The following is a 26,560-nucleotide window of genomic DNA, read 5'->3' as shown; positions in this document are numbered from 1 at the left end:
GTATAAGTATCAGATAAATTATGTGTAGACCAGAGGGGCTAATCAATTAATGATTAGCCTCCTGCTCGGTGTCGATTTATTGGTTACTTTTCAGCTAGGTTATAAGCTTCCAGGGACCAAGGAGAATTCAACTCATTCAATCAATTCCAAAAAGAATTCACTTTCCGTTCCGCAATGTCTTTGGAAACGTTGCATTTTTTTGCAACATAGGAAACTGTGTCTGCGAAAGAACGGCCAAGTTCCTGTGAAAGTTCGACGATGCCTTTTACCTCTGAGGTAAATTTTTCACTTGTAACATAATCACGTAAAACTTCTTCCTGACTATATAAGGTTACCATAATATCAATGACCTCCTTTTCGTGATTTTCAAGATATTCTTTTAAAATATTTTTATCCTTACAAATACGAATAGTTTCTGTAATAGCTGTTTGCGTATTATTTTTATACAGGTTTCTTTGTTCATCAATGACCTTGGTAAATAAAACGTATTGGGTAATAATATCGTTGTTTTTACCGGTTATTAGAACCTTTACCTTTGCATCAATTGCAATTGGTTTTCCAGCAAAAAATTCTTCAGAAAGAGAAATTTCGGTTTTGCTAATTGTTTTGGAACCAGTATATAGAACATATAATTCTGGTTCTGGAAATTCCAATTTCGTCGAAGCGTAAACGCTTTGTTTGGAAGAAATAAAATAATCTTTCCAGGTCTGAGCCAGATACATAATACATCTGACAATAATATTTTCTGTCCAGGTTGACTGTGCTTCTACGAGAATCATTAAGCGGGAACCAACTTTAAATCCAAGATCATTATATGGGTTATTGGCCATTACCTGTTGGAGAGTGACATATTCCAGATCTGATTCCAAGACGGTAGTATCTTCAGGATGCAAAGCCTGGTAAAGTTGCAGCAGATATTCCTTATTTGAAAATAAATCTTCAAAAACACTGGCTTTTACAGTTTGTTTCATATAGTGATCAGATTCCTCATTTGTATGATTTTGAGTATTGGCTGAAAAGTTTATTTCGGCACCTTCTTTCAAGTTAAGTAACTGGATCTTTTTCAAAGTTATATTTTCTAATATTATATTATCATAATGGAAGCGGATTTACAATAAAGCTTAAACTCTAATTATGTCAAAAAATATCGGTCAGTTACTGCTCAGAAGTTAGCTGGACTTGAGAAAAACGAAGGTGCAGACTAATAATTGTCAAAGCCATCAGTTTTCTTATCTGAATATCCCGGACACTCTGTCCAATTATTCGCTGGTTCTTCCAGCCGCATCAAAACAAACATGCTCATGCATTGACAGAGATAATCGATACTTTCGAAACTCCTGAATGTTACAGCCTGCGCCTGTTTCCGCTTATAGCTTCTTAGACGCCTTTCGGCTTCATTATTAGTGGCAGGTACACGGGAATCATGCAGGAACATCAGATTGTTCTGCATATATTTCTCCATTCTCAGAAATAAGTTATACCCATCCCTGTAATACTTGTTTGCTGGAACGTTTCCATATTCCGTTCTGACTGTTTCCAGTACCTCCCGGTACCTTTTTTCTAATTCAGAGATCTTTACCGGCTCTGGTTCCAGAAATGGCTGGCATCCGTTGCAGAAATGAATCATATCCTGTAACAGCGAACGCATCTCTTTGTTCCAAGTGCGGTCAAGCTCATTATCTATACTGTCCTTTAGGTAACGCAGCACATGGGCAAGACATTCCTGGTGATCCGCTCCATAATTATAAACGGTAATATCATGGCCATGGACAAATTCCTTCTTTTGAGAGGTTTTAAATACATAGCTTTAGTTCTTTTGCTAAAGGAATTTTCCAGCTGCCATTACTATCTAATTGAATATAAACAATGCCAGAAATATCATTTGGTAATTCAATATCACCTTTGACTAATGCACACACATTATTTCTACCTAATTTACCAATTAAGTAACCATGTTCAAATACAACATTTTGTCTTGCCCTGGCCTTTTTTTCTTTCTTCTTCCCTTTTACATATCCCAAGTCGCAAGGGGTATATAAAACAATTCCAAATTCTACATCTGAGTATTTTTCAATTTTCTCTATAACTGTCATTCCACTGTTTACTTGTTCGTGCAAAATTATAGGCTCAAGTCCAATTTTTTCTATGAAGCGGGCAACTTCAAGCTTTACTTCATTATCGTGCCCATGAACAATAAAAATTTTTTTCTTTTTACTTGGAACAACAATATTATTAGAAACATTATCAGGAATACAAATTGTGCCATTATTGGTGCTACTAGATTCAATAATCAAGTTTTGAACGTTTATCGTTTTTTCATTTATAAACGTTTCAGGGGGGATTTCAATGCCAATTGATATGGTGTTCTGAATAGTTATGTTATTATCCATTTTCGTGTCCTTTCTGGGACGCATACACAGCGGTCGTTATGATTGGACACCCATTGGCTTAGATTTTTAGTCTGGATAAGAAAAAAACACACAGACAAGGGGTGTCTACACAATCCGCTCATCAGACTTGCTGTTATCATGTAATTTACTGTCTAAGTGCTGAATTGTTATAAACTTCCACTGTCGTATGCATCCGACTTTGAGATATTATTAGTCTTCAAGGCAGGGCATGTTATAATGCATCTTTTAGAGAGTGTGTGGCATTGTGATATCTCATGTCTTTGTTCCCTTGAGGCAAGCTTATAATAATTCAAAATTATGTGCCTTAACAGGACATGGCATGGTAATTAAATTTTCATTCTTTACCTGCTTTTTTCGGGTATTTCATCGCTTAACAAGCTCCAAAATAATAAAAAACAGACATACCGTGAAGTAGTTATCTGTTTACCTAGGACACGGCATGTCCGATTTTTCAAAAATATTTTCAGTTTTTCTTAATATGATTTTGCTTTTGGGGTGATTTCTTTCTCTTTGTTAAGCTTGTGCATAGTATGGTTACTTATATATTTTCAGTTTAAATCACAGTACCTCAAGATATCGTAAGGATACAGAAAGTGAATATTTGTCTCTTGGAAGATAATACCATGAATGGCACAACCACTGACTATAGGTAATTACTTACGCAGTTTTTAGCCCAACAGTTTTTCTAAAAACATTCATCATTGATTTCAGCATTTCTGTGTCCATTCCAGCTAAACTGCTTACATAAGAAATAGTCTCTGCTGGCATCAAATCTTCCAACGTACATTTGTAAACCTTACAGAAGCTAATAAGCTGTGTTAATGAACACATGACTTCTCCATTTTCATAACGCCGAATTTTTCTTGGATCGCAGTCAAAGATTTCAGCGACATCTTCTTGGGTTAGCGGGGTGTTAGCCCTCGCATTTTTTAGATTAGCACCGATTTCTTTTTTGAAATATGTACTATCATTCTGGGCGTTAAGTAGTTCACGGTATCTTTTCAGCTCATCATCCGATAACACTCACAACACCCCCGGACTCCAGACTGCTAAAAATAGCAGTAGAAGTCGGAGGAGTAGGAAGTGAAAGAAGCATCGAATCAGTTACACTGCCCGTATTACTTCTCCCTACATTTGTATTTCTGTTCAACCATGCAGCTCGTATCATCTCACTGACACGTTTTATTTTCAATTTTCTTAATTCACGCAGTTCTTTTCTGCGCTGCAGTAGTCTTTCGTATTCGTGGTAGAGTTCCTCTATGTTCAAATCATATTGAAAATAATCATAGAATAAACCAAATTGTGTTGAACGTTTTACTGTAACAGGCATACCGAATATAGTAGTATCAACAAAATCTGCCGTAACTACTATTGTTTTTTCGTAATCTGTCGTTGGAATGTAGGTAACAGAAATATTGCGCTCATTGTAATCTTGTAAAAAATTGCAGAAACATATACTGGTGAAAATACCAGAGAATAGTTTCGACATGTTTATTTTGGGCTCTTTTATATACCGACTAGCCCGTACATTTCCAGTAGCTAATATTGTAAAATTACGCAACTTTTTCTCATTCTTCTTTTCTTCTTCACGAATGATTGATTTGCTGATGGCATCAACAATCTTGGTCGAATCTAATTCTATTTGTATGCCATCCGGTTTTTTTATACTCACTGAAATAATAATCACCTCTTTTTTGAATATTCCGTTTATCCTCTACTTATAAACACCTCCTATTTTTGAATTTAAGGCCTTTAAAATTAGGTCATGCGAAGGAATAATTCGGTGTATTTATTATAACAGAAAATCTAAGCATACTAAAGAGGAAAGAGAATACACAATTTTATTTTAGGAAATATATCCATGGTTTAAAAATGGATTGCTGAAATAAGTTGGAAGATATATAATATTAGTAGAGTAAAAATTGTGAGATAACAGGAATTAGAAAATATGAAAAATCAACCGCTGAAACCATGGATAAAAGGAAATGAAAGTATAACACCAAATAATTTTTTTTCAAATGCATTGCCCAATTTAGAATATGGAGCTTGGATTTCTTTGGATATTGCAGTGGAATTGTATAAAGCGAATACTATAGATACGGGTTATTTAAAAAAGTCTTGGAATGAACATCATGAATATATAGAGCAAGTCTGTTTATTAACAGGTATCGATGAAGAAAACGGATATGATTTAGATAGGGAAGAAAAGTGGTGGGTGTTACAAGAAATAGGTGAACCTCCATTTGGCTGCTATAATATTTATTTTATTACTATTTATAATGAACATGAAGAAAAACTGGTATATATAGGAAAGACGGATTCTAAAAAAAGTCGATTTTCTAATGGTCATTTGGCAGCATTAAAATTACATAATCCCATTTATAATGGTTACAATAAGCGAGTATATTTTGGAACGGTTATGTTTCTAAGTGATGACAAGGAATATGTGCCACTTGAATTTATTTCGCCTTATAGTAGAGCTGAAAGGTATTTGAGCGAAATGGAAGCATATTTAATTGAAAGATTAAATCCGGAATTAAACAAAAAAAAGGAGCCATTGCATTTGTTAGAAAATCTGTCAAGTGTGCTGATTCAAAATTTTAGTGAAGAGAATGCGTTTATGAAGGATTTCTTTGTCTGATAGAATTGCTCTGAACATGAAAGGCTATTCACAAATAAGTTGCAAAGCAACTGAGTATGTACTGACTTCACCGAAGTTTACTTTGCAGTGCTTGAAATATTAGTAAAATCAAGGATATCTTATGCTGATATATAAAATGAGCATTGCGTAAATGGTATAGTTTATCGTATTTTTGCGCAAAATGAAAAATAAATCTATTCGGCAATGTTGATATAAGTTTAGCATTGGCTTTGTTGTGATTATATTTATATGGCGCAGTAAACTTTTGTGATAAAATTGAAATCTCAATAGTGTCTTATAATAATTTCTTTTTCTATTGAAAAAATCTTAAATAAATCCCAATTTTTTTTATTTTTTTACACATTTCGACAATTTTTTCCATTATTTATAATAGGAGAGTATAGTACCACTCTATAATTCAGAAACGGAGGAAGCGAAAATGTGGCATTTTTGGCTCTTTTTCTTGGCCTTGCTGGCAGTGGTTATTGTACTAATGTATTGCTGCCTTGTTAGAGCTGAAAAAATGGACGATGAGATGGATGAGGCATTTAGAAAACTAAATGAAAAAAGAAAGGATGAGACAAAGCTGTGGCAAGGGGAAGATCAGGAGTAATTTCAAAGGAGTATAAGGGGGAAGATAATACCGCATATCATGATGTAATAAAGTTATTTAAGATATACCGGGTGGTAAACTGGCAAATGCAAATTAAAATCAGCCAGGTAAAAAGAAGATTCCATATGGAGTATGGCACAGATGTGGATGAATTCTTAGACACCATTTATCAGGCTGGAATGGATGTGGAAAGAGATTTAGCATCCGAGAAAGAACGGGTAGAGGCAATCAGCCGATCAAACCAGTATCTACGTTTAATTGATGAAGCAGTCGATCTTATGCGAAGGTATCATCCGCAAGGCGAGCGATACTATTGGGTGCTCTATTACAGCTATCTATCCTCAACAAAACTGGAAAATGTAGAAGAAATATTAGATAAATTGGAGCCTCATTTTCCGCAATATACCAGAATCCATAGAACTACATACTTCCGTTGGAGAGAACAGGCTTTTGAAGCTGTTGGAAGCATATTATGGGGCTATGAAGGGGAAAGCGAGCGCATATTAAAACTGATATGCAAAGATTATGAAGAAAAATAACTATTTCAGAAATCCTATTGACACAGATTTTCCAAAATCACTATAGTGAAATTGCAGAGACGCATACAAGGCGTATAGTAATTTTACATTTGGTTTTGAAGGGAGAAAAAACAAATGATTATTTCAGTTGATACCGGTAATAAGCAGATGAAAACAGAAAACTGTGAATTCAATTCTGGAGTAGAAATTTTAGATACACTGCCAGGGGAATTGGAAGAAGTGATTGAGTATGAAGGAAAATATTATAGGACAACTAATAGAAGAATTTCGTATATGGAGCTTCCTGTATAATAAAAAACGTGGATGTTGAAAATTAAAAATACCTCAGAGTACAATAAGACTACTGACTGGCAGGTTAGTAAAAATCTTATTATACAGAGAGGTATTTACAATGAAGTCTAACACACAGAACGCAAAAATTGAAGCTATTACAGAAAAAACTTTGGTACTCGGAATTGATGTCGGAAGTGAAACGCACTATGCCAGAGCTTTTGATTACAGAGGAATCGAGTATTCGAAGAAGCCATTTAAGTTTAGCAACACAGAGGCTGGATTTGTGACATTTAAGGAATGGATCCTGGACCTCAAAGAAAGACATGAGAAGGATAAGGTGGTTCCAGGTATGGAACCGACCGGGCACTACTGGTTCAATCTTGGAAAGTTTCTACATGATAATGAAATGAAACCGGTTCTTGTAAATCCTCACCATGTGAAAAAATCAAAAGAACTCGACGACAATAATCCGACTAAAAATGACCGTAAGGATCCGAAAGTTATAGCAGGATTAGTTAGAGAGGGACGTTACATGATCCCATACCTGCCGGATGGTGTTTACGCTGATCTTAGAACAGCATCAAACATAAGATTCCAGTTACAGGCGGAACTTACAAGAATTCAAAACAGGATCAGTCGTTGGTTCAATATATATTTTCCTGAATATAAGACGGTATATGGAAAGCCGGATGCCAAGAGCGGAATACTCATCCTTAAAACAGCACCACTCCCTGAAGATATCCTGACGTTAGGTATCGATGGAGTGAACCAAATCTGGCGTGATGCGAAGTTAAGAGCAGTTGGAAAAGCGAGGGCAAAGACCCTGATAGAAGCTGCAGAGCACAGCGTTGGAAGCAAAGAAGGTGCGGTGTCTGCAAGAATGGAAATCCGAATGCTTCTGGAGGACTATGAATCCAGAAATACGCGTCTACAAGAAGTTATGGTTCTAATTGAAGAACTGGTAAGAAAGATTCCGATGGCTGAAAAGCTGTTAGAGATCAAAGGAGTGGGAATCAGGACAGTGTCAGGGTTCCTTGCAGAAGTAGGTGATATCAGCCGCTTCAATAATCCGAAGGAACTGCAGAAGCTTGCAGGATTGGCATTGGTTGAAAATAGTTCGGGAAAGCACAAAGGCGAGACAACAATAAGCAGACGAGGTCGAAAGAGACTCAGATATCTGCTCTTTGAGGTTGCAATGTCACTTGTGTCGAAGAACCAGGAGTTCAGGGAACTCCATAATTATTACACAACCAGAAGGCTGAATCCGTTGAAAAAAATGCAGTCACTTATGGCGATTGCAGCCAAGTTGATACGTGTCTTTTATGCGATGCTGACTAAAGGTGTGGATTATGATCCGAAAAAAATGGTCAGTGACATCAAGAGACCGGCAGTTTATCTACAGGCTGCGTAAGAAAGACAAGTAACTATAGTGGAGGCTGTCATGTGGACAGCCACTGAATCAAGCAGAATGTAACAGATAACGTCCACTGCTCACAGTGCTGGTACAGGAAGCAAGTCAGTAATCAACAATACAAAGAATGAGCCAGTAGTCGGCAGAAATAGTCACCATGGGGCACATGACCCCGTTAAGGAGCATAGCTGACACCCTGGTTATGGGCAGGCAGGACGAAGGGTACGCCCAGAAGGGCATACAGATTAATGAGTGGAAATCTCATCCAGTAAGGTGTAGCCGCACCACTGGTAGCGAGTTTGGGGGATACAGAGGTAACGATGTATTCTAAGTGTAAACAGTTAGGAAATAGGGCTGAAAGTGATTGAGCTCCGAAATCTACGTAACCCGTAGGTCGACGTTTTCTTTCGGGCGGAAGACAATACGTATGTTTCTGTTTGGGTTAGGAAGCATATGCTACGGCGGAGTCTGAGAGCCAGCCATGTTTTACAATGTCTGTATGTTACCTGGGGAGAACCTATACTTTCCTGTGTTAACAGGTATGACGTACGAATGAGAAAAGGAAATCAAATGGAGTATAGGTAGTCGGATGGCCGAATAGTACTAATGAAGGTGGGTAATGCCACTGGAGGGAAGTCGAGAACGGATAACATATATCCAGCCACACGACATCATATCAAAAGGGAAACATTATCTACACTCAGAGGTAGGACAAATAATGACAACAAAACTTGAGAGAATCTCAGAATTATCAAAACAACATCCAGAAATGAAATTTAATTCTATTGGGCATTTGATTAACATTGAGATGCTTAAAGAATGCCACTACAAAATGGATGGCAGAAAAGCGGTCGGGATTGATGGCATTTCAAAAGAAGAATATAACTCAAATCTTGATAACAATCTAAAACAGCTAGTGGAGAAGCTTAAGAATAAAAGTTATCGACCTAAACCAGCACGTAAAGTGGAAATACCAAAAGAGAATGGTAAAACCAGACCTCTTAGTATCTATTCATATGAAGATAAACTGGTTCAGGAAGCACTTAGGAAAGTTTTGGAATCGGTCTTTGAGCCCCATTTCTACAGCAATATGTGCGGCTTCAGACCAAACCGCAACTGCCATGGAGCTATAAGAAAACTAAATGACATGATTGAAGGACATAAGACGAATTATATACTGGATGCCGATATAAAAGGCTTCTTTGATAATTTGAATCATGACTGGATAATGAAATTTATTTCATCACGAATTACAGATAACAGTGTGCTCCGACTGGTAGAAAAGATGCTCAAAGCAGGTATTCTTAAGAATGGAGAATTTTATGTTAACGAATTCGGTGCCGGGCAGGGAAGCGTATGTTCACCAATAATTGCGAACATATATATGCATTATGTTCTTGTATGGTGGTTTAATGAGAAAATAAGACCACTGCTAAAAGGATATGCAGACATAGTTGTCTATGCGGATGATTTTGTGTGCTGCTTTCAATATAAGAATGACGCAGAACTCTTTTATGAACATCTTAAGAGAAGGATGAATCACTTCGGACTGTCCTTAGAGGAATCAAAGACTCGATTAATTTATTTTGGTCGATTCGCTGCTGATAACCTTAAAAGACAGGGGAACAAACCAGAAACATTTGACTTCCTAGGATTCACTCATTATTGTTCCAAAAGCCGAAACGGTAATTTCAGAGTAAAACATAAAACTGCCAATAAGAAATATCGGAAGAAATGTAAACAGATGAATATCACTATACGCGACATGAGATTTGAAAAGAAGAAATATATTCTTGCAAAAGTAAATCAGATTTTAATCGGGTATTACCATTATTATGGAATAAGTGATAACTATCAAATGATGGATAACTTCCGTAAGAGAGTTATTCAGATTCTTTATTTTTGGATGAATAGGCGTAGTCAGAGGAAAAGTTATACATGGGATGGATTCAATCAGTTTTTGAAGGAGCATCCTATAGTAAGACCACGTATTTATGTGAGCCTATATGGATAATCTGAGGCATAAGTGTCGTGAAGAGCCGTATGCCTGAATTGGGCACGTACGGATCTGTGGGGGATATACCTAGTAATAGGTGTTTCTACCCGACAAGTTAGGACCTCTGGAGACAGAGATGATCCTGGTGGATATAGGAGGTTAGCTGCCATAGAGGGAAGGGTATACACAAGGCCAGTAAAGCGAAAATCAATGACGTTTTATTTCGTATACCATTCAACCGCTATTTCAGTACCTGATACATCGAAATGCTCATAGCTGTGGCTTATTCACTGAGATATGAAAGGTTGAAAAACCTTGAATTTTCAATAAAAAACACTTAATTATATGAGGAGTATAATTAGAATGAACAGACAATCCGATGGAACCAGTTTCCACATGGAGAACTTTAAGAGAAGATCTCGCTATACATTGGTTTTTGTTCTGTTGATCCTGGCGTTTGGCCTGATCACAGTTTTGAATATCAATACAGGAAATGTTCATATTTCCCTGTCTGAGATCGTAAATATCCTTTTGAAAAAAGCCACTGACACCAAGGAATACAGCATCATCTGGAAGATCCGTCTTCCCAGGATCCTGATGGCAGCCATCCTTGGAGGTGCATTATCTTTATCTGGTTTTCTTCTTCAGACCTTTTTTGAAAATCCCATTGCAGGACCTTTTGTTCTGGGAATTTCCTCCGGTGCCAAAATGGTAGTTGCACTTACTATGATCTACTATCTTGAAATCGCCCAGAATGTAACCTCTTATACTTTGATCATCGCTGCCTTTATAGGTTCCTTGATTTCCATTGGATTTATTCTTTTGAATTCCAAAAGGATCAAGCACATGGCTACCCTTCTGGTTGCCGGAATCATGATCGGATATATCTGTTCCGCAGTTACAGACTTCGTGGTAACCTTTGCAGATGACTCAAATATTGTAAATCTTCATGGATGGTCACAGGGAAGCTTCTCTGGTATGAGCTGGAGTAATGTTTACATTTCCTGTGCAGTTATAGGTGTCACCCTGCTCCTTACGTTCCTGTTGTCAAAGCCCATTGGAGCTTATCAGCTGGGAGAAGCTTATGCGCAGAGCATGGGTGTGAATATTAAGTTTTTCCGTGTTGCATTAATCCTGCTTTCCAGCATTTTGTCTGCAACAGTAACTGCTTTTGCAGGACCTATTTCCTTTGTTGGAATTGCAGTTCCATTTCTAATGAAAAGAAGCTTTGGTACATCCAGACCGCTGATCATCATTCCGGGAACCTTCCTGGGAGGTGCTGTTTTCTGTATGATGTGTGACCTGATCGCCAGAATGGCGTTCGCGCCTCTGGAGCTGAACATCAGCACCGTTACCTCCATCTTTGGAGCACCAGTAGTTATATTCATGATGTTGCGAAAGAAGAGAGGAAATTAAAATGGACAATTATTATTTTCATATGGACAACCTTTCTGTTGGTTACAATCGAAAGGCACTGATCCACGATATCTGTATTGGAATAAAAAAGGGAGAGATCGTAACTCTCATTGGTCCTAACGGTTCCGGAAAATCTACTATTTTAAAAAGTATTACAAGACAGCTGCAGATCATTGGCGGAAAGGTCTATTTTGACAACCAGAATCTGTTGTCCTTTACCTTTCGGGATCTGTCTACCCGTATGGCTGTAGTTCTTACTGAGAGAATGAAGCCGGAGCTGATGACCTGCCATGACATTGTAGCAACCGGCCGTTATCCTTATACAGGAAGGCTTGGCATTCTTACAAGGGAAGATGAAGAAAAGGTAGAAGAAGCTATGAAGGCGGTACATGCAGAAGCTCTTGGCAGCCGTGATTTTAACAACATCAGTGATGGACAGCGCCAGAGGGTGCTTCTTGCACGCGCGATCTGCCAGGAACCAGATATTATTATTCTGGATGAGCCTACTTCATTCCTGGATATTAAACATAAGCTGGATCTTTTATCTATTCTTCGGGATATGGCGAAGAAAAAGCAGATAACTGTTATCATGTCTCTTCATGAAATTGACCTTGCACAGAAGATTGCGGATAAGATCATCTGTGTAAAGGGAGATACCATTTCCCATTTTGGAAAACCTGAGGAAATTTTCGAGGAAAATATGATCCGGGAGCTTTATGAAATCAACAACGGCTTTTTTGATCCGCTGTTTGGGAGCATTGAACTTCCAAAGCCGGAAGGTGAAGCGAAAACTTTTGTGATCTGTGGAAACGGCACTGGTATTCCCGTATTCCGGCAGCTTCAGAAGGTGCATACTCCTTTTATTGCAGGTGTTCTATACACCAATGATGTGGATTACCGCCTGGCAAGACTGCTGGCCGATCAGGTGATCACAGAGAAACCCTTAAATCAGCGGGGAAACCTTCCAGAAAGCTTTAAAAGCCATGGAAAGCTGTGACAGGGTTATCTGTACAAGCGTACCTGTTGGAAGCTGCAATAAGCGGCTGGGAGAGCTTATCGAGGCAGCAAAGAAAAGCAGAAAAGTGCAGTTTGTATAAAGAAAAAACTCTATATCAAAAGCAGTGAGGGATTTTAAGCTCATTATATAAAAAATAGAAAAAAACGCTCTATACAGAACACACGTTTTGCGCTATACTAATTTTACTGAAGGGAGGAGATAAAATAACTTATGAAAAAGAAGATTTTTACAAAAGATAACCTGATTTTCTTTTTAATTCTGAATCTGGGATTAATTTTTACAGCAGTTGGAATTTCCATTTTCAAAACGCCAAATCACTTCGCATTTGGCGGTACATCCGGTTTGTCCATTATCCTGTCTACCCTGTTTCCGAAGTGGAATGTAGGCGCATTCATGTGGATCGTCAACGCAGCGCTGGTTGTACTCGGATTTTTCTTTCTGGGAATCCGTTCTATGGGCTGGACTATTTATTCCTCCTTTGCCCTGTCTTTTTATGTAAGTGCCTGTGAAGTGATCTATCCGCTTAGTTTCCCGCTGACACATGATGTATTCCTGGAGCTGTGCTTTGCGGTTATCCTGCCAGCAGTAGGAGCGGCCATGGTATTTAACGTAGGCGCTTCCACTGGTGGTACCGATATTGTAGCCATGATCCTGCATAAATATACCAGTCTGGAGATTGGACGCGCCCTTCTGGTCAGCGATCTTGGAATCGTACTGATCGCCGCTTACCTTTACGGTGCACAGACCGGACTTTACTGTATCCTGGGAATGATCTTGAAATGTACCGTTGTAGACAGTGCCATTGAAAGCCTGAACCTGCGAAAAGTCTGTACCATTATCAGCAAGTACCCAGATCAGGTGGAAGACTTTATTATCAACGATCTTCACCGTTCTGCAACTGAGCAAAATGCCTTCGGTGTTTATACCAAACAGGAGCAGAAGGTACTGATGACTGTTCTCACCAGAAGCGAGACCAACCGCCTTCGCATTCATTTAAGACAGATTGATCCCCACGCTTTCATTACCATTGTAAACAGCAGTGAGATCATTGGAAAAGGCTTTCGGTCTATTTAGTATTTCTGCTCACGAAACACTTATTTCTGCAATCTGTGGGCGTAATTCCAAAGAAATTCCGAAATGCCTTACTGAAATAGTTATTATCGGAATATCCAACCCGGGCAGCAACTTCCTGGATCTTAATAGAAGGATTCTCCAGCAGTTCTTTCGCCCGGGTCATTCTGACCATAAGGAGGTATTCCTGAATGGTCATCTCATAATGCTGGCGAAAAAGGCGTGTGAGATACTCCTGGGTAAAGAAGTACTTCTTCGCATAACTGCTGACCTTAAGGGGCTGTGGATAGTTCTGGTCAATGTCCTGCCGGATCCTGGCGACAACTTCATCAGGGGAAAGCTTTGGCGCTTCTTTTTCTAAACAGGTACCAGTATTTCCCAATGTCTGGACTGCTTTATCAATGGCAGCATTCAATTCTTCCCGTGCAATTGGTTTTAACAGATAATCAATGGCACCACATTTCAAAGCTGCCTTTGCGTAATCAAAATAATCATACCCACTGATTACAATAAAACAGGTATCCCTAAATTCATGGGAAGCCTTTTCCAGAAATTCCATGCCATTCATAACCGGCATCTGCATATCTACAAAAACAATCTGGGGCTTTATTTCCCGCATGGTTTTTAAAGCTGCAGCACCGTTGGTTTCCTGATAAAGCTCTGTAATATGATAATCTGCCCAGTGACCAAGCCTGCTTATTGCAATTCTAGCAGGTGCCTCATCGTCAATAATCAGTACTTTATACATTTTCATTTTCCCTCTTTCTGATTGGAAGTTCCATTTTTACTTCTGTAAACTGATCGCCCTGTGATTCCAGAAACAGACCAGCCTCTCCCTGATAAAGTATTTTCAGACGGCTTGCAAGATTGGGAAGTCCGATGGAATTGCCAGTATCTGCTGATTTTCCGGAAAAAATATCATTCAGTTCTTTCACTTTTTCTGGGAGAATTCCCTTTCCATCGTCATATACACTGATGAGCAGCCGGTTATTTTCCATACATACCCGGATGATAATGTGAAGAACAGCTCCGTTCTCCGGCATTCCGTGTATAATGGCATTTTCTACCAGCATTTGAATACTGATTTTTGGAATCACTGCCAGATTTACCTTTGGATTAATTTTCTTCGTCACTTCCAGGCGCCCGCCTAGTCTTGTTTTCTGCAGAAGAATATACCGGTCTACATAATCAAGTTCCTCCTGCAAGCGGACGAGTTCTCCGCCTTTAATGGTATAACGAAGATTTGCAGACAAAGACACAATCATATCATAAATTTCCTGACAGTCTGCAAGCAATGCTTCTGTAGCAATCGCCTGAAGAGTGTTATAGAGAAAATGGGGATTCAGCTGGGCCTCCAACGCCTGGAGCCTGGAATTTTTCTCATTGATGCTGGAAATATAGTTGGTCTCGATCAATTCATTAATGTGGGCTGCCATGTCGTTATAGCTTTCTGTTAATGCACAGGTTTCCTTACAGCCTCCGCCAAAAGCTGTGGGAGAAAAGTCTCCTTCACCCATTTTTCCCATCTGGTAAGACAGCCTCTTCAATGGAATTGTGATCATCCGGATCATGAGCGTAACAATAATGATCAGACAGATAGTGATCACTGCAATCTGCATTACCAGAGGAAGCAAAAAGTCCCTTGCCCGGTCATCCCAGGCGCTTTTAGGAAGCAGGGAAAGCAGGACAATGCCCGTCTCTTCACTGGTCCTGCGAAGTGCAAGATAAGAAATTCCACCGATATTTACATTTTCAACATCTGAATGAAGCCCAAAAAGCTGCTTTTTTTCTTTTTCTTCCTGATTTCGGATATCCTCAGAACTGGAATATAAAAGTTCACCATCTGAATTATACAGGCATAAGATCTGCCCATAATCCTGATGGTTTTTCATAAGCAGCCGCAGCTGTGTAGTATCTACATCCACATAAGACAAACTGACTGGTTCCCGGTTTCTCAGGCGGATCAGGTAGTGATAATACCGGAAAAACACATCTTCTGAATCCGGGGGCGCCAGATATTCATATTTGTCATTGCTTCCACAGGCAATATAAGGTCTGGATATTTCAGTATCTTTTACAGGGGTCGATAAAATATGCTGTCCCCCAACCCCTGCATTCCGCTCAAAACATAAATCCTGATTCATTGCTGTAATGGAATAAGAACGGATATCTGTTCTGCTATGATAGGAAGACTGGATTTCCTGTTTTATGTCACTGATCTCAGAAGAGGAAAGAGGTTTTCTCTTCAGCAGGGAATTATAGACAGATACATTCAGGCAGGGCTGTACGCAAAAGATCCGCAGACCCTGAATATATTGATCCAGATTTGCCACATCCATCTCCAGAATAGTCTGTGTGGAAGAAGTATATTCCTCTGCAAAAGACCTTGCCTGACCAGAATAACCACTATATAAAATAATTCCAAATGCAAGAACGATCACAGACAGGATCACAACTGTCAGCTGCGTCTGCATGGATAAATTTTCTATTTTCTTTTTCATACATAAAGCTCCTTTTTATTATGGCAATATTATACAACTTGTTGTATTCATTCACAATAGAACAGGTTATAGATATCAAACTTTTACCATAAACAGTTTGATTTTTTCTATTTATTTGTAATATTGCATAGTGTATGATTAGATTATCAAAAACAAAGCAGGCTGCCGTGGGCGAAACGGGCAGCAGCAAAAAGAAGGAGGATATGCATATGCATAAGAAACAAATCGCTTTATTAATGGCCGGTTTAATGACAGTCAGTTCTCTTACAATGGGTTCTGTAACCGTAATGGCAGACGATGATCCGGTAGAGCTTTATTTCATGTTTAATGGTCCGGAATACACAGACGCTTACCATGATCTGATCGATCATTATACAGAAGAACATCCAAATGTATCCATTGAGCTGGAAGTCCTTCAGAATGATTACCAGACTGTACTCCGTTCCAGATTAAATTCCGGTGAGGTTCCGGACCTGTTTCTTTCCAGTGCATACAGCGACAATACTTTATATGCAGATTATATTTATAACCTGGATGACGAAGAGTTTATGAAGAACTTTTCCGAGACAACCCTTACATCTGTAACAGAAGATGGCCATATTACAGGAATGCCATTCCTGGTTCAGTCCCATGGCTTTATCTATAACAAAGCATTATTTGAGCAGGCTGGAATCACAGAACTTCCAACTACCTTAGACGAGCTTCGCACCGTTTGTGAGAAATTGACAGATGCAGGTATTCAGCCATTCAGCTCCGGATTTGGTGAGTGGTGGATCCTTCCACAGACCGTTTATCCGTCCATGAGTGATGCCTATGACGGCGATTATGACAAGCTCTTTGAAGATGTGAAAAACGGAGATCTGAAATTCGGCGAGCTTCCGCAGGTTGATTTTGCACTTGATCTTCTGGATCTGATCAAGGAGTACAGCGGTGACAAGCCAATGGAGTCCACCAATGATCTTCAGTGCTCCGATTTTGCAACAGGAAAAGTTGCCATGATCCACAATGGCTCCTGGGACGAGGCAAGTATCCGCGCCATTGCCCCTGATATTGATATGGGTTATGTTTATATGCCCCGCATGGACGAAAAAGCAGTTCTCGCAGTTGAGTCCAACCTTACCTTCCGTGTAGCAAAAGATTCCGAAAATCTTGATACGGTTCTTGATTTCCTGAACTACATGTGTACTTCTGATTATGGAAGAAGCTGGGTTCCATCAGTTATCGGCGATATCTCCCCACTTACCGGAGCAGATGCACCTGATACACAGCTTGCAGCAGAAACAGCAGCTGCACAGGATAATTCCGTAACATGTCCATGGTGGATCTTTAAAGGACCAGAAGGTGTAGAAGAGCCATTTGGTACCGCATTCCAGAACTATGTTGCAGGAAATGCAGACCGCGACGAGACAAAAGAGGTTCTTACCCAGTTATTTGTTGATGCTTACGATGCAATGTAATTTATTATAAAATGATCGCGTGAATAAAAACGAAAACAGGGCGGCTGACAATTTCGGCAGCCCTGTTTTTCCGAAAAGGACAGGAGGTTTCTTTATGCAGGCAAACAGCCAGAAACGAAGGGCCAGAAAAACAGCATTGGAATTCGCAGGATATGTAGCCCCTGCAGTTTTCTTCATCACGCTGTTTGTAGGAATTCCTTTCGTTATGTGTATTTATTATTCCTTCCGTAAATGGAACGGTATTGGAAAAACATCGGAATTTATCGGACTCGAAAATTATATCCGGCTTTTTACCAATGATCCAGCCTTTGTCAGTGCGCTGAAATATACCTTTATCTATGCCATTGGAACAGTACTGATCGTAAATGTACTTGCCATTTTTTTTGCCGCACTTCTGGAATCCAAGATCAAAGGCAGAGGATTTTTCAGAGCCGCTTTTTATATTCCCAATATCATAAGCCTTGTTATCATTGGATTTATCTGGAAATTTATCTGTACCAGAGTATTTGAAGCACTTATGTCCATAACCGGATGGGGAATTTTCGGTCTTAGCTGGCTGGGAGACTCCCAACTGGCTGTGTTCTCCACCATCATTGTTTCTGTTTGGCAGAGCCTTGGCTTTTATATCCTGATCTACGTTGCAGGTATGCAGGGAGTACCAACGGAACTAAATGAATCCGCAGACCTGGATGGGGCAGGAGCAGTCCGCAGATTTTTCTCAATTACTATCCCGCTGATCATGCCGTCCATTTCCTTCTGCATGTTCCATTCTGTTGCCAATTCCTTAAAAATGTTTGAATTGATCTTCAGCTTGACAGGCGGCGGTCCGGGAACATCTACTACGTCAATTGCACTTGATATTTACAACACTGCATTTAACAACAGCCGCTATGGATATGGAAGCGCCAAAAGTGTAATTCTTTTTATCATCGTTCTGGTGATCTCCGTAATTCAGGTTAATTTCTTTAAAGGCAAGGAGGTAGAGGCATGAGTAAAAAAAGCAAAGCACTTCACGGTGTGATACAGTTATTCCTGATCCTTTTTCTGCTTTTATATCTTTCCCCTCTTTTCCTGGTGGGAATCAATGCCTTTAAAAGCTATCAGGAAATCATGACAGATGTTATGAGCCTTCCATCTGCTTTTACTCTTGACAATATAAAAAATGTATTTCATGATATGAAATATCCAGCTACTTTTTTGAATACACTCATCGCCACAGTAATAGGAACTCTCGGCATTATCGTGATCGCTTCCATGGGAGGCTATAAAATGGCACGTGTGAAAACACGCTACAGCCGTTTCTGTTTCCTGTTCTGCATTGCGCCTATGATGATCCCGTTCCAGTCCTTTATGCTTACTCTGGTAAATGTAGCCACCACTTTACATATCAATGGGAAAATATGGGGACTTGCCATTATTTACTGGGGGCTTGGTGCCCCAATGAGTATTTTCCTGTATCAGGGCTTTGCCAAGGGCATTCCCCTGGAACTGGAAGAGAGCGCACTTATTGACGGCTGCAACCAGTTTCAGCTTTTTACCCGTATTATTTTTCCAATGCTGAAATCCTGTACTGCGACGGTTACGATCATCAATGTAATGTGGATCTGGAATGACTTTCTTCTTCCCCTTCTTATGCTGGGCGGAAGAAAGAGCAGCAAAACCCTGCAGCTTGCAGCCTACAGCTTTATGGGACAGTACAAAATGGAATGGCAGAACATTATGTCTGCTGCGATCCTGATCATTATCCCAGCGCTGATCCTGTATCTGATTTTCCAGAAATCTATTATCAAGGGTGTTGTAGCTGGAGCCGTAAAAGGCTGACCGATTTTCAAAGGAGGAATGGAAGATGAAGTTTACCAATGGCTTCTGGCTTGTGAGAGATGAATTTCAGGCTGATTATGTAAGAGACATTTATGAGGTAGAAGAGCGGGAAAACGAACTCCTGGCTTTTGCCCCCTATAAACAAATCCAGGGACGCGGGGATACCTTAAACATTGGAATGATGACCTATACCTTCACCGCACCAGCAAAGGACATTTTGGGAATCCACATGGTAAATCACGCTGGAAATTACGTAAAAAGCCCATCATTTGAATTGTATGGTGATTTAGATAAAAGTCCGGAACGTAAATGTGAGAAAGCTTCCGGCAAAGAAAAATGGACGTTAAAGTCAGGAAAGCTTTCCCTGGAATTTGAAACTGGTTCCCCTGAAATGAAGTTTTATGGAGATGGAAGGGAGCTTACCTGTATCAAGAGCAAAACTACGGGAATGATGCATCACAAACAAGGCATGAACTATCTGGTCTCCGGACTTAATTTAGGTGTTGGCGAGCTGGTTTATGGCCTTGGGGAACGGTTTACCCCTATGGTAAAAAATGGCCAGACCGTGGATATCTGGAATGAGGATGGCGGTACAGCCAGTGAAATTTCCTATAAGAATATTCCGTTCTATTATACGACCAAAGGCTATGGCGTCTTTGTCAATCATCCGGGACGTGTCAGCTTCGAGGTAGGTAGTGAGAAGGTGGAAACCGTACAGTTTTCTGTAGAAGATGAGGAACTGGAATACTTTGTTATTTATGGTCCTACCCCTTTGGAAATTATAGAAAAATACACAGCCCTTACCGGAAGACCGGCATTGCCGCCTAAGTGGTCCTTTGGCTTATGGCTTACCACATCCTTTACCACCAACTACGACGAGGCTACGGTAAACAGCTTTATTGATGGATTTGAACAGCGCCATATTCCTCTTTCTGTTTTCCATTTTGACTGTTTCTGGATGAAAGGCTTCGAATGGTGCAACTTCACCTGGGATAAAGATATGTTCCCGGATCCGGCAGGTATGCTGGAACGTTTTCATAAGCGAGGCTTAAAAATCTGTGTTTGGATCAATCCCTATATTGCACAGAAGTCGCCTCTGTTTGGAGAAGCCATGGAAAAGGGCTATCTTCTGATGAAAGACAATGGAAGAGTTTGGCAGTGGGATATGTGGCAGGCTGGTATGGGACTGGTAGACTTTACCAATCCAGATGCATGCAGCTGGTACCAGAGTAAGCTGAAAGCACTTCTGGATGTGGGAGTGGATTGTTTCAAAACAGATTTCGGAGAACGTGTTCCTACCAATGTAAAATGGTTCGACGGCTCTGATCCGGAAAAAATGCATAATTATTACACGTATCTTTATAACCAGTGCGTATTTGAGCTTCTGAAAAAAGAAAAAGGAGAAAGCGAAGCTGTTCTTTTTGCACGAAGTGCAGCACCAGGCGGACAAAAATTTCCAGTACACTGGGGCGGAGATTCAACCAGCCAGTATATTTCCATGGCCGAAACCTTAAGGGGCGGGCTTTCCCTTATGGACAGCGGCTTTGGCTTCTGGAGCCACGATATTGGCGGCTTCGAGGATGATGGCTCAGCTGATCTGTACAAAAGGTGGGTGGCTTTCGGACTTTTATCTTCCCACAGTCGTTTACACGGATCCAGTTCTTATCGTGTTCCATGGAATTATGATGAAGAGGCCTGTGAGGTTCTGAAATACTTTACCGAGCTGAAATGGAAGCTTATGCCTTATATTTACAGCCTTGCACAGACTGCCCATGAAAAAGGGCTTCCCGTAATGCGTCCAATGCACATGCAATACCCAAAAGACAGAAACTGCGCATATCTGGATCAGCAATATATGTTGGGAGACCGCATTCTGGTTGCACCTGTATTTTCCTCAGATGGAAAACAGGATTTTTATCTTCCAGAAGGAAACTGGGTACATCTTCTTACCAAAGAACCTGCACAGGGAAACCAGTGGCATACCGGAACCTTTGATTACTTCAGTCTGCCATTGTATGTAAGAGAAGGAGATCCTTTACTAAAAGTTATTTAATAGAAAGATTTTACAGGCACTGTCTGGCATGTTTGTCCCAGACAGTGCCTTTTTAATGTCAAAATATTGTTATTTTCTGTCAGAAAAGGGATAGCTTTTGGGACAGAAAAACAGTATAATACCAAATAGTTTATTTAAATATAGGTATTTACTAAGGAGGGAAAATGAAAAGAATACTTTCAATTGGAAAAGATGATTTTTATCCGCAGATTTTCCGGCTGGCGGTTCCAATTATTATACAGAATCTGCTCAGTGCGGCTGTGAATTCAGCGGATGTGATCATGTTGAATTACGTGGGGCAGTCCGCTATTTCGGCGGTATCCCTGGCAGCCAATTATTCCAATATTTTATTTATGGTGTATTATGGCATCGGTACCGGAGCCTCTCTTTTGTGCTCCCAATATGCCGGTAAAAAGGATTTTCAGGCGATTCATGTAGTAGAGGGAATCGCACTTCGTTTCTCTGTGTTGATTTCCCTGTTGGTTGCCCTGGTTGCATTTACTGCGCCTCAGATGATGCTGAGGCTATTTACCAATGATCCTGAGCTGATCACCATTGGTTCCTCCTATATCCGCATTATGGGCGTTACCTATATCTGCTGGGGAATCTCGGAGATCTATCTGGCAGTTCTTCGAAGTATTGGAAGAGTAACCATCAGTATGGCGCTGAATATGCTGGCATTTATTCTGAATATATTCCTAAATGCAGTTTTTATCTTCGGCCTGTTCGGTGCTCCGAAGCTTGGTGCAACCGACGTTGCAATCGCCACCGCTGCATCAAGACTGATCCAGCTGATTGGCTGTGTGGTTGTATCTTCCTTTAGTAAAAATGTGAAGCTGAATCTGGCATATATGTTCCTTCGCAGTAAAGTATTGTTTCAGGACTTTATCCGTTTGTCACTTCCGGCACTTGGAAACGACCTGTCCTGGAGCGTTGCTTTTTCCATGTATTCTGTAATCCTGGGACACCTTGGCACTGACGCGGTGGCCGCTAATTCCCTGGTTACTGTGGTGCGGAACATTGGCTCTGTATTCTGTTTTGCCATTGCAAGTGCGGGAACCATTCTTCTTGGGCAGATCATGGGAAAAGGAGACCTGGAAAAATCCAGACGATACGCTTCCAGAATGCTGAAGCTGACTGTGATCACCGGTGCACTTGGAGGGCTGATCGTCCTTGCCATCACTCCTTTTGTGATGAAATTTGCTTCCCTGAATGACACCGCTATGCATTATCTGAAATACATGCTTCTCATTAACACCTACTATATTATGGGATCCGCAGTAAATACTGCGCTGATTGCAGGTGTCTTTCGGGCAGGGGGCGATACGAAATTTGGCTTAATCTGTGACACGGTAGATATGTGGGTATATGCGGTGCCGCTAGGTTTCTTCGCTGCCTTTGTACTGAAGCTTCCAGTGTTGTGGGTTTACTTTCTGCTCTGTACAGACGAATTCGTGAAATGGCCCTGGGTTTTCCATCATTACCGAAAGGGAGAGTGGGCGAAAAATATTACCCGGGAAGATATTTTTGAACAATAGGATCTGATGAAAAATGGACACAGACTGCAATGTCTTTATTACTGAACCTCCAGTAATGGCATTGTGATCTGTGTCCATTTTGGTTAGATTTCTACCAGAATTCCCTTTTCCTTATCATACTTACAATATTTCCCCTTTCCGGAAATAAATGGCTGATAGGTATTGGTACGAGTATCTTTCACATATACAATTCCGGTAGCGATCATTTCTACCAGTGAGAATCGTTTGCTCAGGCTGGAAATCCAGGCATATGTCTTATTGCTGTCTGAGTCAGCTGCCATCAGAGAGTAGCCTTCTTCACATGGTTTCAGTGAGAAGTAAATTTTCTCAGGCTTAGAAGTCTCTTTAAACACCTGGCTTGCTATGTAAGAAGAGAAATTCTTCTCCACAAACTGCTGGAAAGAATACAAGGTGTAAACTTCCCCGCTGACTTCGTCTGTGATCCGGTCCCCGCGCTGCAGACGGGCCTTGATCAGTGACAAGGTCTCAATGGTCCAGTTGATAAAAGAGATGCTGCTGTAGGTCATGCTCTCCAGAAGCTGGTCAATCAGTTTCTTCGTGAGAACATTTGATTTCGTTGCTTCGTTAAATAATTCTTCGTTCATAATCCGCACCCTCCATAACATATATATGGTAATTGATAATTTTCATTATAGAATGATATTTGGTTAAAAGCAATAAGGAGATCAGAGTTTCCGAGCTTTGCGATGAAACTGCAAGCCTCTATCGCAATCCTGCCGATTGGCACAAGTTATGTGAGCAGTTCGGTATTGGTGATAAGGAAAACACGCCGGTTAAAGGTCTATCGGGTGGCGAACGTCAGCGACTTTTTATCGTGCTGGCACTGATTCCACAGCCGGATCTTGTGTTTCTTGACGAATTGACTACTGGTCTTGATGCGAAAGCAAGGCGCGGTGTGTGGAAAACACTTAAATCCTTGAAAGAACAGGGGCTTACGATTTTCTTGACTTCCCATTTTATGGATGAAGTAGAGGCGTTGTGTGATGAAATCTGCATTTTGAAAAAGGGTACGCCCGTTTTCCGCGGAACCGTGGAGCAGGCAAAGCAGCAATGTGGCTGCGAACACTTTGAGGATGCTTATTTGCAACTTTCGGATGAGGAGGTGGACGCATGAAACGCTTTTTTACATATCTTAAAACGGAGCTGAAGCTCAGCGTGCGGGATATGAATATGGTGATTTTCGCCGTCATTATGCCGCTTGTGATCTTTATCATCCTTGGCATCATTTACGGAACAAAGCCTGCCTATGACGGTGCAGACTATACATTCCTGGAACAGTCTTTCGGAGCAGTCAGCGCGATTGCCATTTGTGCAAGTGGATTGATGGGGCTGCCGTTAGCCGTATCGGGCTTACGAGAAATGAAGATTCTTAAACGGCTACGTGTCACACCGGTCAGCCCGGTGTTCGTTTTGGGTGTCGAATTGTCCATGTATATTGTCTACTGTGCTGTGTCTCTTGCAACACTGTCAGTTGTAGCGCTTTTGTGGGGAGTGCGGCTACGCGGCTCACTTCTTGCTTTTCTTGGAAGCTGGGCACTTACCATGCTTTCAACGCAATCTATCGGTATGCTGGCAGGCGACGTGGCGAAGGATACCAAGCAGGCCAGTGTCATTGCTTCGATTCTCTATTTCCCGATGCTGATCTTTTCTGGCACAACCCTGCCGATTGAGGTCATGCCGAATGCAATGCAGAAGATTGTCAGTGTTTTTCCGTTAACACAGGGACTTACCATAATGAAGAATACATTTTTGGGTATCAGTACGGGAAGCACCTTACTACCAATTTGTGTAATGGTTGGAGTTGCCGCACTGTGCACGATTCTTGCTGTGTGCTTCTTCCGTTGGGAATAAGCATTCTTATCTAAGAGATAAGCTGTATGTTAAATAAAAATTTCTCATGAAAGGGGGCGATATTATTAAGAAACACTTACCATAGCAATGTTGTCATTTTCCCTTTCAGCCTGTGGAAAATTGCCGTCTTCTAATAAAGATGGACAAAACACTTCTAACATAGAAAATTCGTTGGAATCGGTTGAGATTATCCCTTCCACGGATACGGGGATTTCGTCTGGTGAGGATACCTCAGAGGACAAAAAAACTTTGATAAACGAGAATACCGCTACTGATGACGCATGGAAAGTTATCAATGCAGAATTGGAGGAATCATCATGAGAATTGAACATGTTGCACTTTATGTAAATGATCTGGAAAAGACAAAAAAAATCTTTATGGAATATCTGGGAGCAAAATCAAATGATGGATATCATAATCAGAAAACAGGCTTTTGTTCTTATTTTCTTACATTTGATGATGGTGCACGTATTGAAATCATGCATATACCGAAACTGGCTGATTTGCCGAAGAAACTAGCTCGTACTGGATATTCACATATAGCTTTTAGCGTAGGAAGTATGGAAAAAGTGGATGTATTGACGGCAGAACTAAAAGCGGATGGTTATGAGGTTATTAGTGGACCTCGGACTACGGGGGACGGATATTACGAAAGCTGCATTGTTGCGGTTGAGGATAATCAAATTGAGATTACGGTATAATGGGAAAATGCAGGTATTTGAAAGGACAAAAACATGGCTTCTAGCAAAGAATATTTACAATTTATATTAGAGCAGTTATCTGGTTTAGAAGAAATTAATTATCGTGCAATGATGGGAGAGTATATCATATATTATCGGGGCAGAATTGCCGGAGGCATATACGATGACAGGTTACTTGTGAAACCGACAAAATCTGCAGTTTCTTATATGACAACTGCGATTTATGAATTACCATATGAAGGGGCAAAAGAGATGCTGTTAGTAGAAAACGTGGACAGTAAAGAATACCTGGCTGGACTCTTCAAGGCAATGTATGATGAATTGCCGGTTCATAAATCAAACAATAAAAAGAAATCTATGGATACTCTGTAATTGTGGGGTAGTAAAATTTGACACTGCCGCTACTGAAAAGGAGAAAAAAGAATGAGCAAATTTGATTTAGTTGAATGGTCTCTTGATTTTTATCTCTTGCGCGGTCAGTAGCAGGGACAAGCATTAAGTTCTGTTCCCAGATGTCTTGCCATAAGCAGGGCATGTCTAACAGTTAGCTTTGGAACTGATGTGGTCTTTGAAATCCTCATCAATTTTCGACAGATACCGATAAACGGGACTAATGCTTCTTGTATAATCTCTTGCTTTCAATTCTCTAAAGATCCGTGTTCCATTTAAAAGAAACGGTTCGCATCGCCATTCGATGATCTGTTTTTGAAATCATCAATCTTGCTATTATAAACTGGACGTTTATACACAGATGTCTCTTTTTCTTCTAAAAGACTCCTAACAGTATTTCTGGACATTCCAAGTATTTTTGCAGTTGCTCGTTTTGATCTTGTCTGTTTATAAACTCGCTGAACAGCTGCCCAATCTTGCAAATCATACACCTTCTTTCAAACCTCCTCTCTTGTATTGGTGCATACAGAGAGAAGTGTATCGTTCTCTAGCAGGTGGGGCAAATTTCCTTGTTAAAACTGGGGCAGTTTTAAGTATAAAAGAGGAAGTTTCGTCCCGATATTTGGGGGTAAAAATGCTCTGGTGAAGATTACCACTTTACATTCTGGTTTGAAATGGCTATAATAAACGAGAAAGAACAAATGTTCGAGAATGTGAAGGATGTGGAACGTATAATATTGCATAGTGATGCGAATTGCTTCGTGTGACTTGAAAGTCACTACATTTATTGTCTTACCGTAAGGTGTAAGACCTGCTGTTCCGTCAGTTGAGTCTAATA

At 40.4% G+C, this 26,560-nt stretch carries 27 protein-coding genes and 1 pseudogene; 18 read left to right on the top strand and 10 right to left on the bottom strand.

Going from position 1 to position 26,560, the window contains the following annotated elements; all coding sequences use genetic code 11:
* Positions 1-140: 140 nt before the first annotated feature.
* The 5 genes from AB5706_RS04040 to AB5706_RS04020 all read right to left on the bottom strand — a co-directional run bounded on the left by AB5706_RS04040 (position 141) and on the right by AB5706_RS04020 (position 4,083).
* Positions 141-1,067 carry a hypothetical protein gene (locus tag AB5706_RS04040; RefSeq protein ID WP_117854342.1) on the bottom strand — a complete coding sequence of 309 codons (927 nt, stop codon included), beginning with the start codon at positions 1,065-1,067 and terminating at the stop codon, positions 141-143.
* A 134-nt stretch (positions 1,068-1,201) separates the two neighbouring features.
* A complete protein-coding gene (locus tag AB5706_RS04035; protein WP_237963662.1) occupies positions 1,202-1,708 on the bottom strand; it encodes an IS66 family transposase in 507 nt (168 codons plus the stop codon).
* An 85-nt stretch (positions 1,709-1,793) separates the two neighbouring features.
* Positions 1,794-2,390 carry a TIR domain-containing protein gene (locus AB5706_RS04030; protein ID WP_226815536.1) on the bottom strand — a complete coding sequence of 199 codons (597 nt, stop codon included), beginning with the start codon at positions 2,388-2,390 and terminating at the stop codon, positions 1,794-1,796.
* A gap of 678 nt (positions 2,391-3,068) precedes the next feature.
* Positions 3,069-3,434, bottom strand: coding sequence for a helix-turn-helix domain-containing protein (locus AB5706_RS04025; RefSeq protein WP_117854344.1), 366 nt, complete (start codon positions 3,432-3,434; stop codon positions 3,069-3,071).
* Positions 3,421-4,083 carry a hypothetical protein gene (locus tag AB5706_RS04020; RefSeq protein ID WP_148462083.1) on the bottom strand — a complete coding sequence of 221 codons (663 nt, stop codon included), beginning with the start codon at positions 4,081-4,083 and terminating at the stop codon, positions 3,421-3,423. The genes AB5706_RS04025 and AB5706_RS04020 overlap by 14 nt, the downstream gene beginning before the upstream one ends.
* A 276-nt stretch (positions 4,084-4,359) precedes the next feature.
* On the opposite strand from AB5706_RS04020, the gene AB5706_RS04015 reads away from it, so the two are divergent.
* The 9 genes from AB5706_RS04015 (at position 4,360) to AB5706_RS03975 (ending at position 13,392) form a co-directional block, all read left to right on the top strand.
* Positions 4,360-5,052, top strand: a complete 693-nt coding sequence (locus AB5706_RS04015) for a hypothetical protein (RefSeq protein WP_117854346.1) — start codon at positions 4,360-4,362, stop codon at positions 5,050-5,052.
* A gap of 439 nt (positions 5,053-5,491) precedes the next feature.
* A complete protein-coding gene (locus AB5706_RS04010; protein ID WP_173736148.1) occupies positions 5,492-5,665 on the top strand; it encodes a hypothetical protein in 174 nt (57 codons plus the stop codon).
* Positions 5,641-6,204, top strand: a complete 564-nt coding sequence (locus AB5706_RS04005) for a hypothetical protein (protein ID WP_117854347.1) — start codon at positions 5,641-5,643, stop codon at positions 6,202-6,204. Before AB5706_RS04010 ends, AB5706_RS04005 begins: the two co-directional genes overlap by 25 nt.
* A 114-nt stretch (positions 6,205-6,318) precedes the next feature.
* Positions 6,319-6,495, top strand: a complete 177-nt coding sequence (locus tag AB5706_RS04000; protein ID WP_173736147.1) for a hypothetical protein — start codon at positions 6,319-6,321, stop codon at positions 6,493-6,495.
* Between the two features lie 100 nt (positions 6,496-6,595).
* The gene (locus AB5706_RS03995; RefSeq protein ID WP_148462084.1) at positions 6,596-7,888 is read left to right on the top strand and encodes an IS110 family RNA-guided transposase; all 1,293 of its coding nucleotides are present in this window, start codon (positions 6,596-6,598) and stop codon (positions 7,886-7,888) included.
* Positions 7,889-8,606: 718 nt separating this feature from the next.
* Positions 8,607-9,902 (top strand): group II intron reverse transcriptase/maturase, encoded by a 1,296-nt coding sequence (ltrA, locus tag AB5706_RS03990; protein WP_118580340.1) that lies wholly within the window; start codon positions 8,607-8,609, stop codon positions 9,900-9,902.
* 345 nt (positions 9,903-10,247) lie between these two features.
* Positions 10,248-11,300, top strand: a complete 1,053-nt coding sequence (locus AB5706_RS03985; RefSeq protein WP_118580301.1) for a FecCD family ABC transporter permease — start codon at positions 10,248-10,250, stop codon at positions 11,298-11,300.
* 1 nt (position 11,301) lies between these two features.
* Complete coding sequence (locus AB5706_RS03980; RefSeq protein WP_330602695.1) at positions 11,302-12,297, top strand: ABC transporter ATP-binding protein; 996 nt, start codon at positions 11,302-11,304, stop codon at positions 12,295-12,297.
* Between the two features lie 231 nt (positions 12,298-12,528).
* Positions 12,529-13,392, top strand: coding sequence for a YitT family protein (locus AB5706_RS03975; protein ID WP_148462085.1), 864 nt, complete (start codon positions 12,529-12,531; stop codon positions 13,390-13,392).
* Here the strand turns inward: AB5706_RS03975 and AB5706_RS03970 are convergent.
* Both AB5706_RS03970 and AB5706_RS03965 read right to left on the bottom strand, forming a co-directional pair.
* On the bottom strand, positions 13,385-14,143 hold the full coding sequence (locus tag AB5706_RS03970) for a response regulator transcription factor (RefSeq protein ID WP_118580295.1): 759 nt from the start codon (positions 14,141-14,143) through the stop codon (positions 13,385-13,387). The genes AB5706_RS03975 and AB5706_RS03970 overlap by 8 nt on opposite strands.
* Positions 14,130-15,890, bottom strand: coding sequence for a sensor histidine kinase (locus AB5706_RS03965; RefSeq protein WP_118580292.1), 1,761 nt, complete (start codon positions 15,888-15,890; stop codon positions 14,130-14,132). Before AB5706_RS03965 ends, AB5706_RS03970 begins: the two co-directional genes overlap by 14 nt.
* Positions 15,891-16,099: 209 nt before the next feature.
* Between AB5706_RS03965 and AB5706_RS03960 the strand changes: the two genes are divergently transcribed.
* From AB5706_RS03960 to AB5706_RS03940, 5 genes are all read left to right on the top strand, one after another.
* A complete protein-coding gene (locus AB5706_RS03960) occupies positions 16,100-17,347 on the top strand; it encodes an ABC transporter substrate-binding protein (protein ID WP_173717309.1) in 1,248 nt (415 codons plus the stop codon).
* Positions 17,348-17,441: 94 nt separating this feature from the next.
* Positions 17,442-18,338 (top strand): carbohydrate ABC transporter permease, encoded by an 897-nt coding sequence (locus tag AB5706_RS03955; protein ID WP_118580286.1) that lies wholly within the window; start codon positions 17,442-17,444, stop codon positions 18,336-18,338.
* Entirely contained in the window at positions 18,335-19,168 is an 834-nt protein-coding gene (locus AB5706_RS03950; RefSeq protein WP_118580283.1) for a carbohydrate ABC transporter permease, read from the top strand. Before AB5706_RS03955 ends, AB5706_RS03950 begins: the two co-directional genes overlap by 4 nt.
* A 25-nt stretch (positions 19,169-19,193) precedes the next feature.
* On the top strand, positions 19,194-21,221 hold the full coding sequence (gene yicI / locus AB5706_RS03945) for an alpha-xylosidase (RefSeq protein WP_173736502.1): 2,028 nt from the start codon (positions 19,194-19,196) through the stop codon (positions 21,219-21,221).
* Between the two features lie 164 nt (positions 21,222-21,385).
* The gene (locus tag AB5706_RS03940; RefSeq protein WP_368365907.1) at positions 21,386-22,759 is read left to right on the top strand and encodes an MATE family efflux transporter; all 1,374 of its coding nucleotides are present in this window, start codon (positions 21,386-21,388) and stop codon (positions 22,757-22,759) included.
* 83 nt (positions 22,760-22,842) lie between these two features.
* Here AB5706_RS03940 and AB5706_RS03935 read toward each other — a convergent pair whose 3' ends face one another.
* Positions 22,843-23,364 carry a hypothetical protein gene (locus AB5706_RS03935; RefSeq protein ID WP_148462090.1) on the bottom strand — a complete coding sequence of 174 codons (522 nt, stop codon included), beginning with the start codon at positions 23,362-23,364 and terminating at the stop codon, positions 22,843-22,845.
* A 77-nt stretch (positions 23,365-23,441) separates the two neighbouring features.
* Here AB5706_RS03935 and AB5706_RS03930 point away from each other — a divergent pair.
* From AB5706_RS03930 to AB5706_RS03915, 4 genes and pseudogenes are all read left to right on the top strand, one after another.
* Positions 23,442-23,894, top strand: a pseudogene (locus AB5706_RS03930) (ATP-binding cassette domain-containing protein); the annotation flags it as partial.
* On the top strand, positions 23,891-24,631 hold the full coding sequence (locus AB5706_RS03925; protein ID WP_148462092.1) for an ABC transporter permease: 741 nt from the start codon (positions 23,891-23,893) through the stop codon (positions 24,629-24,631). The pseudogene AB5706_RS03930 and the gene AB5706_RS03925, both read left to right, overlap by 4 nt.
* A gap of 317 nt (positions 24,632-24,948) precedes the next feature.
* Complete coding sequence (locus AB5706_RS03920; protein WP_173772009.1) at positions 24,949-25,332, top strand: VOC family protein; 384 nt, start codon at positions 24,949-24,951, stop codon at positions 25,330-25,332.
* Positions 25,333-25,365: 33 nt separating this feature from the next.
* A complete protein-coding gene (locus AB5706_RS03915; protein WP_148462094.1) occupies positions 25,366-25,704 on the top strand; it encodes a TfoX/Sxy family protein in 339 nt (112 codons plus the stop codon).
* A 293-nt stretch (positions 25,705-25,997) separates the two neighbouring features.
* Here the strand turns inward: AB5706_RS03915 and AB5706_RS03910 are convergent, their stop codons facing one another.
* Positions 25,998-26,213 (bottom strand): hypothetical protein, encoded by a 216-nt coding sequence (locus AB5706_RS03910; protein WP_148462095.1) that lies wholly within the window; start codon positions 26,211-26,213, stop codon positions 25,998-26,000.
* An 81-nt stretch (positions 26,214-26,294) separates the two neighbouring features.
* A partial coding sequence (locus AB5706_RS03905) for a hypothetical protein (protein ID WP_368361945.1) occupies positions 26,295-26,560 on the bottom strand: 266 nt, incomplete at its 5' end.

Origin of the sequence: Ruminococcus sp. RTP21484sp1_RTP21277st1_D2_RTP21277_210401 (genome assembly GCF_040924225.1) — a bacterium.
Lineage (GTDB): Bacteria > Bacillota > Clostridia > Lachnospirales > Lachnospiraceae > Blautia_A > Blautia_A faecis.
This window is presented reverse-complemented; position numbering and strand designations above follow the sequence as displayed.